This window comes from Microbacterium sp. NPDC090281, assembly GCF_044769635.1.
Taxonomy (GTDB): Bacteria; Actinomycetota; Actinomycetes; order Actinomycetales; family Microbacteriaceae; genus Microbacterium.
The window spans coordinates 2,197,149-2,209,210 of record NZ_JBIVYH010000001.1 but is presented as its reverse complement, the minus strand read 5'-3'; the positions used below and the strand labels follow the sequence as shown (position 1 = coordinate 2,209,210).

The window sequence follows — 12,062 nt, the reverse complement described above, 5'->3', positions numbered from 1 at the left end:
ATCGCGGAGGTGCGCTCAGACCCGCGTGACCCGGTAACGGCCGCAGAGGAAGTTTCGATTGCGCGCCACCTCGATGAGCTCCAGGTCGAGCCTTCGTGGAAGCAGTGGGGCGCCGGAGCCGAGTGTCACCGGTGCGTACTGCACCCACACCTCGTCAAGCAGCCCGGCATCTGCGAACTGGCCGGCGAGCTCTCCACCACCGACGACCCAAAGGTCTTTCCCGCCGGCGGCCGCCACCATTTCGGCGTGCACGGTGCTGATGTCGGCCTGTGTCAGCCGCACGTCTGCGTCGACAGGAAGGTCGAGCTGACGGTGCGAGAAGACCCAGGTGGGCTGGGCGTAGCCCCACCGCCCCTCTTCGTGACGCATCACCCATTCGTACGTCGAAGCTCCCATGGCCAGTGCGCCGATGTTCCGCTCGAAGCCCGTGTACGCCATCGGGCCGTCTTGATCGATGTCCTGCGTGAGCAGCCAGTCCAGCGAGTGCTCCTCGGTCGCGATGAACCCGTCGAGGCTGGATGCGGTGTAGAAGTGGGTCGTCATGCGATCAGCCTTGCATGGGCCTCCGACACCGATCGGTTCAGGATTGGAGCAGTGCGTCGGCGTCCACCGGGGCGTCTCGCCACTCCAGGTCGGGATACCGCTTGAACCACGACACCTGGCGGCGGGCGTAGCGACGGGTGAGCGCCTGGGTCTGAGCGATGGCCTCGCGCTCGGTGAGAGTCCCGTCGAGCTGTGCGAGCGCTTGTGCGTAGCCGATGGCCCGCGGTGCAGTCGCTCCGTGTTCGAGCCCTCGGCCTCGGAGCTCGGCGACTTCGGCGAGGAGTCCGCCCTCCCACATCCGCTCGACTCTGGCGTCGAGTCGCTCGACGAGCGCGGCTCGTTCGACGTGGAGGCCCAACAGCCGGGTGCGCGGATGCCACAGGATCGGTTGATCCGGAAGCGCGGCGCCGTGCGTGGCGCTCCCCTGCTCGCGGACTTCGAGTGCGCGGACGATGCGCCGTGGGTTGCGAGGATCGACGCGGGCTGCGGCCTCGGGATCGAGCACACGCAGCCTTTCGAGCAGTCGCGTGGGCCCTTCGGTCTCGAGTTCTCGTTCGAGTCGCTCGCGCAGCTCCGGGTCGCGCGGAGGGAATCTGAAGTCATACACGACGCTCGAGACGTAGAGACCCGAACCACCCACGAGGATCGCATCCCCGCCGCGACGATGGACCTCCTCCACTGCGGCACGAGCCCGTGGCTGATACCACGCGACCGCAGCGTCCTCGTCGACTTGGAGGACGTCGAAGAGGTGGTGCGGGATTCCACGGCGCTCCGAGATCGAGACCTTCGCCGTCCCGACGTCCATTCCGCGATAGAGCTGCATCGCGTCGGCGTTGACGATCTCGGCCGGGTTGCCGCGGGACCGCAGCCGTTCAGCCAGATCAATCGCGAGATCACTCTTGCCGGTGCCGGTTGCCCCGACGATCGCCCACAGGCGTGGTCCGGTCACACGCCGACACGCAGAGTGGGCAGCCCGAGCGAGACGGCCTTCGGCCCACCGTCGCTGCTGGGGGTGGGAACCGCGCACGATTCCGCCTGCGAGCGGTCCCAGGCGTCTCCCCCGCGGGTGCGACGGATCTCGAGCGGTGCGCCTGTGGGGTCGTCGGCCAGCAGGTGGAACGGGGCGCCGTGTGTGACAGTCACGGTGACGACATCGCCGGGGCGCGGGAGGTCGGACCCCGGCGTCACCTCGAAGTGCACCAGCCTGTTGTCTTCGGCGCGCCCGGTGAGCCGGTGGGTCGCTGTGTCCTTCTTGCCTTCGCCGGACGAGACGAGCACTTCGATCCGACGGCCGACCTGCTGTTGGTTCTCCTCCAGCGAGATGCGCTCCTGGAGCGCGAGCAGACGGTTGTATCGAGCCTGGACGATCTCCTTGGGGACCTGGTCTTGCATGGTCGCAGCTGGGGTTCCCTCACGGATGGAGTACTGGAACGTGAAGGCGCTCGAGAAGCGGGCCTGTTCCACCACCCGCATCGTCTCTTCGAAGTCTTCCTCAGTCTCTCCGGGGAAGCCGACGATGATGTCGGTGGTGATCGCGGCGTTCGGGATGCGAGCACGAACGCGGTCGAGGATGCCGAGGAACCGCTCGCTGCGGTACGAACGTCGCATCGCCTTGAGGATGCGATCGCTCCCCGACTGCAGCGGCATGTGCAGCTGCGGCATCACGTTCGGAGTCTCGGCCATGGCGTCGATCACGTCGTCTGTGAAGGCCGCGGGGTGCGGGCTCGTGAACCGGATGCGCTCCAGTCCTTCGATCTCGCCGGCAGCGCGCAGCAGCTTGCCGAACGCCTGACGGTCGCCGAACTCGACTCCGTAGGAGTTCACGTTCTGTCCGAGGAGGGTGACCTCGATCGCACCGTCTTCGACCAGGAGTCTGATCTCGTTAAGGATGTCGCCGGGACGTCGGTCTTTCTCCTTGCCGCGCAGACTCGGCACGATGCAGAACGTGCAGGTGTTGTTGCAGCCCACCGAGATCGACACCCACCCGCTGTGTGCCGAGTCACGCTTGGTCGGCAGCGTCGAGGGGAACACCTCGAGCGATTCGAGAATCTCGAGTTCGGCGTCGCCGTTGTGCCGCGCACGCTCCAGCAATCCCGGCAGTGAGCCCATGTTGTGGGTGCCGAATACCACGTCGACCCAGGGGGCCTTGTCGAGGACAGCCTGCTTGTCCATCTGAGCCAGGCAGCCGCCGACTGCGATCTGCATACCTTCTTTGCGGCGCTTGACCGATGCGAGATGCCCCAGCGTGCCATACAGCTTGCCGGCAGCATTGTCTCGGACCGCGCAGGTGTTGATGATCACCACATCGGCTTCTGCGCCGTCGATCGCCCGCACGTAGCCGGCGCTCTCCAGCGAGCCTGAGAGCCGCTCGGAGTCGTGCACGTTCATCTGGCACCCGAAGGTGCGCACTTCGTACGATCGGTGTCGTCCGTCTTCGTCGACGGCTGCCGACGATGCGCTGATGATCGTCGGTTCGCTGCGCGGGATAGTCATGATGGATCCATTGTACGAGCCGTTACCTAGCCCGGTGCTGCGCCGAGATCTCAGTCCGACTCGACGAAATGAACGCCGGAGGTCGGACCCCCGGATGCCTCTTCCCGCAACGCTGCCTTCGCCGCCTTCATCGACACCGCTCCGTTGTACCCGCGCCGGGATAGCTGACCCACCAGGCGTCGCAGGGCCGTGTCGTGGTCGAGGCGACTCAATGATCGAGCTTTGTTGCGGGCGAAATCGAGGGCACGCTCATCGTCGTCATCCGGCAACTCATCGAGCGCGCTGTCGATGACATCGCGCGGGATGCCTCGCTGTGCGAGCGCACGCGACAGCGCGACTCGTCCCTGGCCCTTCCGCTGCACGCCGGAGATCACAAGAACCCCGGCGAGGGCGGCATCGTCGAGATAGCCGCGGCGGCAGAAGTCGTTGATCACGTCGTCGATCGCACCGCTGTCGAGCCCGTTCCCTCTCAGGGCCTGTCGAGCCTCCGAGATCGACAACGACCGAGTCCGCAACTTGCGAACGAGGGATTCTTCGGCCGCGACGCGGATCTCGTCCGGCATCGCGGTCTCCTCCTCGCCGGTCTCGTCGCTCTGCACATTTCCGAGGGCTCGGAGACGAGGAGCAGACTTCGCAGGGTGTGATCCCCGCGAGCCCGAAGCGGACGCAGCCCCACGGGCAGGATGATGACTGCTGGGAGTGCCTGCCTCGATCGGTTCGACGGCTGTTCTCGAGCCGGACGGCGCATCCCAGGTCGAACGCCAAAGCGCTCGCTCATCTGCGCTACTCGTTACGTCCTTTGGGGCTTCATCGCCTTCGCCACTGGGGAAGGCCGGTGCAGCCTGGGCCTTCTTGGACGTGCCACCGAAGAGAGGGATGATGGGGGCGATCCGATCAGGATCGCCCCCACGAGTGTCGTTCATCAGGCCGGACGACGCTCAGCGAGCTCGTCTGCTGCAGCAGGTACAGCGGCCGGGCCGCCGATGCCGAGCTTCTGCTTGATCTGCGTCTCGATCGCCAAGGCGATATCGGGGTTGTTGAGCAGGAACGTCCGCGCGTTCTCTTTGCCCTGTCCCAACTGATCGCCGTCGTAGGTGTACCACGACCCAGACTTCTTCACGATCGCGTGCTCGACACCGAAGTCGATCAAGCTGCCTTCGCGAGAGATGCCGATGCCGTAGAGGATGTCGAACTCGGCCTGCTTGAAGGGCGGAGCCATCTTGTTCTTCACGACCTTCACTCTGGTGCGGTTTCCGACCGCATCGGTACCGTCCTTCAGAGTCTCGATACGACGGATGTCCATGCGGACGGACGCATAGAACTTCAGCGCCTTTCCACCGGCGGTGGTCTCAGGCGACCCGAAGAAGACGCCGATCTTCTCGCGAAGCTGGTTGATGAAGATCATCGTGGTGTTGGTCTGGCTCAGTCCACCGGTGAGCTTTCGCAGCGCCTGCGACATGAGTCGAGCCTGCAGACCCACGTGAGAGTCGCCCATCTCGCCCTCGATCTCGGCACGCGGTACGAGCGCGGCGACGGAGTCGATGACGATGAGGTCGATGGCACCGGATCGGACGAGCATGTCGGCGATCTCGAGCGCCTGCTCACCGGTGTCGGGCTGCGACACCAGAAGCGCATCGATATCGACACCGAGCTTCGCCGCATAGTCGGGGTCGAGCGCGTGCTCAGCATCGATGAACGCTGCGATACCACCGCCGCGCTGCGCATTCGCGATCGCATGCAGGGTCAGCGTGGTCTTACCCGAGGACTCCGGGCCGTAGATCTCGACGATCCGACCACGCGGGAGACCACCGACGCCGAGAGCGACGTCGAGGGCGATGGAGCCGGTGGGAATGACGGCCACGGGGGCGCGCTCATCGCTACCCAGCCGCATGACCGAGCCCTTTCCGAACTGGCGGTCGATCTGAGCGAGTGCGGTCTCGAGGGACTTCTCGCGGTCGGCGGGTGATGGCATGATCTGCTCCTTCTGCGCGCGTGGTGCCGCCTGTAGGCTGTCGCGGCTCTCCCGGTTGGGAGGAACTCTCCGACAAGGCGTAATGGCTCTTCGGCTTGTTTTCCACCGTAGGAGAGACCACCGACATCGACTTGGCGAACGCACCCATCGTGGAGAACAGAATCCCTGAACCACTTGTGCAGAAGATTACGCCCGTTTCGAACAGATCTTCGACGACACGCCGAATATCGACAAGCGTGTCCCGTACGCTCCGGACATCGTCCGGGGTGATCAGCGCCCGCGAGGCTCTTGCCGACCGACACCATGCCGTCGACTGTCCGGTACGTCCATCTCGGCGCACAAGGCTAGCCAGATCTGCCGCGGCGGCGTGCCATCAGCCAACGCTTCGACCGCAGTACGGCCGTGAAGGGCGGTGAGCCCGAGGTCATTCACCAGCGACGACGCTCTCGCGTCGAATTCGGTGTCGACGGCGCGGAGAAACTCGCTACGACGCATCGATTACCTCGCCGCGGATCAGTGCAGCGAGAGCTGGGGCTCGATCGACGCCACGAGGTCGTCAGGGACGACATCAGGGAAGACCTGGATGCCCTCGAGTACGGAGATGCGGTCTCCGACCTCGCGCATGATTGTCGAGATGGGAACGTCGAGAGCGTCGGCGACTGATGCGAGGATCTCGCTCGACGCTTCTTTCTGCCCGCGTTCGACCTCGCTGAGGTAGCCGAGCGCAACCGAAGCCTTGCTTGCGACCTGCCGGAGCGTGCGCCCCTTCTGCAGGCGGAAGTCCCTCAGCACATCGCCGATTTCCTGTCGTACAAGAATCATCGGAACCTCCTCCCCATGTGATCGTTCGAGGTTACCCCCGATGAGACAGCCAGTCTATTACTCCTGACCTCTTCAAAATCTACCCTTGCACTCTGTGGTTTGAATGTGAGCACATCTTCAATAACCAGCGCGCCGCCGTCACTATTCCGCGAGCATCTTGATCAATGCGTCGAGCGCCGCAGCCACCGTCTGTTCCTGAATCGAGGCACGATCACCATGGAAACGGAATGACGTGGCACTCGAGGTGTCCGGTGTCACGATCCCCACGTGCACCGTTCCCACCGGCTGTCCATCAGGAGAATCCGGGCCGGCGATACCCGTTGTCGAGATGCCGACCTCGGCTGCCTTTCCGCCGACGCTCAGCACTTGCCGCACACCGTCGGCCATCTGCACGGCGACCTGCGGATGCACGGGACCATGCTCGGCGAGGAGATCGGCATCGACACCGAGAACCGTCGTCTTGACCGGTGTCGCGTACGCGACCACTCCCCCACACAGCACGGCAGACGCGCCGGCAACCGAGACGAGTTCTGCGCACAGCGCCCCTCCGGTGAGGGACTCGGCGACACCCAGAGTCCATCCCCTTCGACCCAACGCGGATAAGACCGCTGCAGCCGCCGCGCTCACTGCTTTCGCCGGGATCCTCGCACCTGGGCCACGATGTAGTCGATCCCACTCGCCACCGTGAGCACCAAGACGATGAGCATCAGGACGAAGGTGATCAACGTCCAGGCATCGAGTCCGATGAGGTAGTGGAGGGGAAGCAACGCCCAGCCGAGTGCTACTCCTTGGAACGCGGTCTTGATCTTGCCCATCCACGCTGCGGCGACGACGTGCTCGCTGGCGACCATGAGCCGATGGATCGTGATCCCCCACTCGCGCACCAGGATGATCGCGACGATCCACCAATCGACCTCACCGAGGATGGCCAGTCCGACGAACCCGGCCCCGGTGAGCAGCTTGTCGGCGATCGGATCCCAGAGTTTGCCGAAGTCGCTGACGATGTCGTACTTACGGGCGAGATAGCCGTCGACCCAGTCCGTGGAGATCCCGACGATGAAGAGGATCGCCGCTGTCCAGCGGAGAGCCGGCTCAGGAAGGCCGTAGGTTCCACCGAGTAGAAGCAGGACGAAGAAGATGACCGCGAGCGGGATACGCGCGACCGTGATGGCGTTGGGCAGCTGCCGAGGAATCGCCATCAGTCGCGCCCCGTCAGGCCCCAGGCGTCTTCGTCGCCCTCAGCTTCCACCTCGGGGAGCCCCTCGTGCTGAGCGGCGACCGGGTCGTGTGTCTGAGGCATCGGCGGGACCGGAGGCGCCACGGGAGCCGATGCTGCCGGAGCATCATCTCCACGCAGTTTCGCCATCACCTGAGGAAGCTGTTCCGCCGTGGCCAACACGTCTCGGGCCTTGGAGCCCTCGGACGGCCCGACGATCTCGCGCGATTCCAACAGGTCCATGAGGCGGCCGGCCTTCGCGAAGCCGACGCGCAGCTTGCGCTGGAGCATCGATGTCGAACCGAACTGGGAAGACACGATGAGCTCTGCGGCGGCGAGCAGCAGCTCGAGATCGTCGCCGATGTCCTCGTCGACCTCTTTCTTCTTGGTCGGCTCCATCGCCTCCTGCACATCGGGACGATAGTCCGGACGCGCCTGGCGTGTGACGTGCTTGACGACAGCGTCGATCTCCTTCTCATCGACCCACGCTCCCTGCAGACGGAACGGCTTCGACGAGCCCATCGGCGAGAACAGCGCATCACCCTGACCGATGAGCTTGTCCGCGCCGGGGCTGTCGAGGATGACCCGGCTGTCGGTGACGCTCGTGACGGCGAAGGCGAGTCGAGAGGGGACGTTGGCCTTGATGAGACCGGTGACCACGTCGACGCTCGGACGTTGCGTCGCGAGCACGAGGTGGATGCCGGACGCTCGCGCCAGCTGCGTGATGCGAACGATCGAATCCTCGACATCACGAGGGGCGACCATCATCAGGTCGGCCAGCTCGTCGACCACGACCAGAAGGTACGGGTAGGGCTTGAGCACCCGCTCGCTGCCCACGGGCAGTTCGACCTCGCCGGCACGCACCGCACGGTTGAAGTCGTCGATGTGGCGGAACCCGAACGACGCGAGGTCGTCGTACCGCATATCCATCTCCTTCACGACCCACTGCAGCGCTTCGGCCGCCTTCTTCGGGTTCGTGATGATGGGCGTGATCAGGTGCGGGACGCCGGCGTAGCTGGTGAGCTCGACGCGCTTCGGGTCGATCAGGACCATCCGCACATCGGCGGGACGAGCCCGCATCAGCAGGCTCGTGATCATCGAGTTCACGAAGCTCGACTTACCGGAGCCTGTGGAACCCGCCACGAGCAGGTGAGGCATCTTGGCGAGGTTCGCGATCACGATGTTGCCGCCGACATCCTTGCCGACGCCGATCGTCATCGGGTGCGTGTTCTTCTGCGCCGCGGGCGACCGCAGCACGTCGCCGAGAGCGACCATCTCTTTGTCGGCGTTGGGGATCTCGATACCGATGGCGCTCTTGCCGGGGATCGGCGAGAGGATGCGCACGTCGTTCGACGCCACGGCGTAGGCGAAGTTGTTGCTCAGCTGCAGGATCTTCTCGACCTTGACGCCGTGTCCGACCTCGACCTCGTACTGGGTCACCGTCGGGCCGCGAGAGAAACCGGTGACCTTCGCGTCGACCTTGAACTGGGACAGGACGCTCGTGATCTGCTCGATCACCTTGTCTGTCGCCTCGGAACGCAGGACCGGAGCGGGGCCCTCGACCAGGATGCCGGGAGAGGGCAGGATGTACGGCGTCACGGGAGCTTGCGGCCCACGGTCGCCCGGGCCCTCGGTGCCGAAACCGTCGAGACCGGGAAGCTCGGGCACCTCGCCGGTGTCGGAAGTGTCATCGAGGAGCGCGGTGGTCTGCTGCTCGGCGAGCGAATCGGCGACCGAGCGAACTTCTGACAACACTTCGGTGGCCGCGTCGTAGGGGTTCTCGACGACGACGGCCTGATCGTAGGCGGGCGTCGGGTCGGATGTCGTGAGCAGCGCAGTTATGTCGTCGGACCCGAGGGTGCCCTCATCGGGATCTTCTTCACGACCGGTCCTGTTGCGCCGCCACCACGGCAGGACGTCGGGGTCGTCGACCTTGTCGGCCTCGTCGATCGCGGCAGTGTCCTTCGCTGGCTTCTCAGTGCGCTCCGCGTCGAACATCCACGCGTACAGATCCCCGAGACGCGCGCCGATGCGATTCGGCGGGGTCTTCGTGAGGATCAGGAGGCTCAGCACCATCAGGAGCGACAGCACGATGTACGCGGGGATGTCGGTCAGATAGGTGAGAGGTTGCCCGACCAGCCAACCGAGCAGTCCGCCGGATTCGCTGAGCGCGGGCATCCCCTGATTCGGGTGCGGACGCGGGCCGGCGACATGGAAGATACCCGCGAGCGCGAGCACGAACATGCCGAAGCCGATGCCGATGCGTCCGTTGTCATGGACGGAAGAGGGGTGGCGGAACAGCCAGCCGGCGAGCAGCAGAAGCAGCACCGGCATGATGAAGGCCACACGACCGACGAAGAGACCGACCGAGTACGCGCTGATGTTGGCCGCGACCTCGTTGCCGATGAAGAACCACTCGTTCACCGCGCCGAGCACGGCGAGCAGCACGAGGAAGAACGGGAAACCGTCGCGGCGGTCGTCCTTCTCGAGGGTCTCAGGTCCGAAGGCGCGGAAGAGCCCGCCGACGCCGTGCGCCAGCCCGACCCAGGCACGGACGGCTACTGGAGGCTTGTCGGCCTCGTCGATGTACTTCTTGGGAGCGGGCTGGGCCTTGGGAGCCGTCTGCCGCTTCGGGCGCGACGGTGCGCTGGTCGACGCGCGCTCTGTCTTCGTGGTACTCCTGGCCATGCTCTCACGTTACGACCAACAGCCGACATCTCCGCGTAATGACGCGGCTTTCTGCGGATCCGAGACTGCTCGACTACGTGGTGCGCCGCACCATCGTGTCGCGGGTCGGCCCCTCCCCCACGACGGCGAATCCCTCGGCGCGATACAGGTTGCGGGCGAAGTTGTCTCGTTCGACGCTCAAGCTGATGCGTGCGTGGCCCTGCGCGCCAGCGAGCCGCACGACGCCACGCAACAGCGATCGTCCGACCCCACGCGCCCGCCAGAGCGGATGCACGCCGATGATGAGCTCGGGAACCGCGACCCCGATGAAGCCGAACCCCGGATCATCCTGCGGGAGAACCCGATACCACGCGGCGCCGACCGGTAGATCATCCTCACCCGTCGCCACCAGTCCGTCATCGGACGAACGCTTCCACCCCGCGAGGTAGCGTCGATGATCGACGGACGTCAGCACCTCATGGCGCGGGCGTACGCCCCCGGCACGCCAGTTTGCCGCCTCGACGAGCATGTCACCGAGGAACATCGCATCCGTCTGCGCCGCCCTGCGAAGGGAGAATCCCCTGTACATGACGCGAGCATAGGACGCGGGTGTTACGTCGGGATGACGGACAGCCGTGAACGAGCGGAGGTCGCCCTGCCGTCACGCCTCGATGACGAGAGGGACGATCATCGGACGGCGACGCAGACGCTGGTTCACCCAGCGACCGATCGTGCGCCGCACGACCTGGGAGAGCGAATGGGTGTCTCGCACTCCGTTGCCCGCCGCTTCCTTGAGGGCGGCCACGATCTTCGGTGCGACGTCGTCGAAGACCGAATCGTCTTCCGCGACGCCGCGTGCGTGGATCTCGGGGCCGGAGATGATCCGGCCGGTCGCCGCATCAACCACGACGATCACCGAGATGAAGCCCTCTTCTGCGAGGATGCGTCGATCCTTGAGGTCCGCGTCGGTGATCTCCCCGACCGTGGACCCGTCGACGTAGACGAAACCGAGATCCAGCTGTCCGACGACATTGGCGACGCCGCCCTTGAGGTCGATCACGGTGCCGTTGGAGGCGATGATCGTGTTCGACTCGGGGACACCGGTCTCCTGCGCGAGCTTCGCGTTCGCGATGAGGTGACGGTACTCGCCGTGCACCGGGAGCACGTTCTTCGGCTTCAGGATGTTGTAGCAGTAGATCAGCTCGCCGGCGGCGGCATGGCCGGAGACGTGCACCTTCGCGTTCGCCTTGTGCACGACGTGCGCGCCGAGCTTCGTCAGACCGTCGATCACGCGGTACACCGCGTTCTCGTTGCCCGGGATGAGGCTGGAGGCGAGGATGACCGTGTCTCCCTCGCTCACCTCGATGGCGTGGTCCATGTTCGCCATGCGGCTGAGCACCGCCATCGGCTCGCCCTGTGATCCGGTCGACATGTAGACGATCTGCTCGTCGGGGAGATCGCGGGCCTTCTTGAAGTCGATGAGGACCCCGTCCGGCACCTTCAGGTAGCCGAGCTGCTCGGCGATCGTCATGTTGCGCACCATGCTGCGACCGAGGAACGCGACGCGGCGTCCGTTGGCATACGCGGCGTCGATGACCTGCTGCACGCGGTGGACGTGGCTGGAGAAGCTCGCGACGATGACGCGACGCGGCGCCTTGGCGATCACCTGGTCGAGGACGGGACCGATGGAGCGCTCAGTCGGCGTGAAGCCGGGAACGTCGGCGTTGGTCGAGTCGACGAGGAACAGGTCGACGCCCTCTTCGCCGAGGCGGGCGAACGCTCGCAGGTCGGTGATGCGGCCGTCCAGCGGCAGCTGGTCCATCTTGAAGTCGCCCGTCGCGAGGACCATTCCGGCCGGGGTGCGGATGGCGACGGCCAGGGCGTCCGGGATCGAGTGGTTCACCGCGACGAATTCGAGGTCGAAGGGACCGACCTTCTCCTGCTGCCCCTCCTTCACCGTCAGGGTGAAGGCCTTGATGCGATGCTCCTTGAGCTTCGCCTCGACCAACGCCAGGGTGAGCCCGGAGCCGATCAGTGGGATGTCGCTCTTCAGACGCAGCAGGTATGGGACCGCCCCGATGTGGTCTTCGTGGCCGTGCGTGAGCACCACGCCGACGATGTCGTCGAGACGATCACGGATCGGCTCGAAGTCGGGGAGGATCAGATCGACGCCGGGCTGGTGTTCTTCGGGGAAGAGCACGCCGCAGTCGACGATCAGGATCTTGCCGTCGTACTCGAACATCGTCATGTTGCGACCGATCTCGCCGAGGCCGCCGATCGGGATGACCCGCAGCGTTCCTTGGTCGAGAGCGGACGGTTCTGCCAGGGGAATGGACATGCTGTCTCCTC

Annotated in this window: 12 protein-coding genes; all 12 read right to left on the bottom strand. The window is 65.2% G+C overall.

What is annotated here, in order from left to right; genetic code table 11:
• Positions 1–15: 15 nt before the first annotated feature.
• Entirely contained in the window at positions 16–543 is a 528-nt protein-coding gene (locus ACIQTX_RS10585) for a dihydrofolate reductase family protein (RefSeq protein WP_402971963.1), read from the bottom strand.
• 37 nt (positions 544–580) lie between these two features.
• The gene (gene miaA / locus ACIQTX_RS10580; RefSeq protein ID WP_402971961.1) at positions 581–1,492 is read right to left on the bottom strand and encodes a tRNA (adenosine(37)-N6)-dimethylallyltransferase MiaA; all 912 of its coding nucleotides are present in this window, start codon (positions 1,490–1,492) and stop codon (positions 581–583) included.
• Positions 1,489–3,036 (bottom strand): tRNA (N6-isopentenyl adenosine(37)-C2)-methylthiotransferase MiaB, encoded by a 1,548-nt coding sequence (gene miaB / locus ACIQTX_RS10575; protein WP_402971959.1) that lies wholly within the window; start codon positions 3,034–3,036, stop codon positions 1,489–1,491. The genes miaA and miaB overlap by 4 nt, the downstream gene beginning before the upstream one ends.
• A 50-nt stretch (positions 3,037–3,086) precedes the next feature.
• Complete coding sequence (locus ACIQTX_RS10570) at positions 3,087–3,599, bottom strand: regulatory protein RecX (protein WP_402971957.1); 513 nt, start codon at positions 3,597–3,599, stop codon at positions 3,087–3,089.
• 359 nt (positions 3,600–3,958) lie between these two features.
• Positions 3,959–5,008, bottom strand: coding sequence for a recombinase RecA (recA, locus tag ACIQTX_RS10565; RefSeq protein ID WP_105525541.1), 1,050 nt, complete (start codon positions 5,006–5,008; stop codon positions 3,959–3,961).
• 270 nt (positions 5,009–5,278) lie between these two features.
• Positions 5,279–5,503 (bottom strand): DUF3046 domain-containing protein, encoded by a 225-nt coding sequence (locus ACIQTX_RS10560; protein WP_105525542.1) that lies wholly within the window; start codon positions 5,501–5,503, stop codon positions 5,279–5,281.
• Between the two features lie 18 nt (positions 5,504–5,521).
• Positions 5,522–5,830, bottom strand: a complete 309-nt coding sequence (locus tag ACIQTX_RS10555) for a helix-turn-helix domain-containing protein (RefSeq protein WP_017830901.1) — start codon at positions 5,828–5,830, stop codon at positions 5,522–5,524.
• Between the two features lie 141 nt (positions 5,831–5,971).
• Complete coding sequence (locus tag ACIQTX_RS10550) at positions 5,972–6,457, bottom strand: CinA family protein (protein WP_402971954.1); 486 nt, start codon at positions 6,455–6,457, stop codon at positions 5,972–5,974.
• Positions 6,454–7,029 carry a CDP-diacylglycerol--glycerol-3-phosphate 3-phosphatidyltransferase gene (gene pgsA, locus ACIQTX_RS10545; RefSeq protein ID WP_402971952.1) on the bottom strand — a complete coding sequence of 192 codons (576 nt, stop codon included), beginning with the start codon at positions 7,027–7,029 and terminating at the stop codon, positions 6,454–6,456. Before pgsA ends, ACIQTX_RS10550 begins: the two co-directional genes overlap by 4 nt.
• A complete protein-coding gene (locus ACIQTX_RS10540) occupies positions 7,029–9,734 on the bottom strand; it encodes a DNA translocase FtsK 4TM domain-containing protein (RefSeq protein ID WP_402971950.1) in 2,706 nt (901 codons plus the stop codon). The genes pgsA and ACIQTX_RS10540 overlap by 1 nt, the downstream gene beginning before the upstream one ends.
• A gap of 73 nt (positions 9,735–9,807) precedes the next feature.
• Positions 9,808–10,302, bottom strand: a complete 495-nt coding sequence (locus tag ACIQTX_RS10535; RefSeq protein WP_402971948.1) for a GNAT family N-acetyltransferase — start codon at positions 10,300–10,302, stop codon at positions 9,808–9,810.
• 72 nt (positions 10,303–10,374) lie between these two features.
• Positions 10,375–12,051 (bottom strand): ribonuclease J, encoded by a 1,677-nt coding sequence (locus ACIQTX_RS10530; RefSeq protein WP_105525547.1) that lies wholly within the window; start codon positions 12,049–12,051, stop codon positions 10,375–10,377.
• Between the last annotated feature and the right edge of the window lie 11 nt (positions 12,052–12,062).

Excerpts from the sequence above, each read along its gene's own strand:
- ACIQTX_RS10570 (WP_402971957.1), bottom strand. The coding sequence starts at position 3,599 with ATGCCGGACGAGATCCGCGTCGCGGCCGAAGAATCCCTCGTTCGCAAG.
- ACIQTX_RS10535 (WP_402971948.1), bottom strand. The coding sequence starts at position 10,302 with ATGTACAGGGGATTCTCCCTTCGCAGGGCGGCGCAGACGGATGCGATG.
- ACIQTX_RS10585 (WP_402971963.1), bottom strand. The coding sequence starts at position 543 with ATGACGACCCACTTCTACACCGCATCCAGCCTCGACGGGTTCATCGCG.
- ACIQTX_RS10560 (WP_105525542.1), bottom strand. The coding sequence starts at position 5,503 with ATGCGTCGTAGCGAGTTTCTCCGCGCCGTCGACACCGAATTCGACGCG.
- ACIQTX_RS10555 (WP_017830901.1), bottom strand. The coding sequence starts at position 5,830 with ATGATTCTTGTACGACAGGAAATCGGCGATGTGCTGAGGGACTTCCGC.
- ACIQTX_RS10540 (WP_402971950.1), bottom strand. The coding sequence starts at position 9,734 with ATGGCCAGGAGTACCACGAAGACAGAGCGCGCGTCGACCAGCGCACCG.
- pgsA (WP_402971952.1), bottom strand. The coding sequence starts at position 7,029 with ATGGCGATTCCTCGGCAGCTGCCCAACGCCATCACGGTCGCGCGTATC.
- ACIQTX_RS10530 (WP_105525547.1), bottom strand. The coding sequence starts at position 12,051 with ATGTCCATTCCCCTGGCAGAACCGTCCGCTCTCGACCAAGGAACGCTG.
- miaB (WP_402971959.1), bottom strand. The coding sequence starts at position 3,036 with ATGACTATCCCGCGCAGCGAACCGACGATCATCAGCGCATCGTCGGCA.
- recA (WP_105525541.1), bottom strand. The coding sequence starts at position 5,008 with ATGCCATCACCCGCCGACCGCGAGAAGTCCCTCGAGACCGCACTCGCT.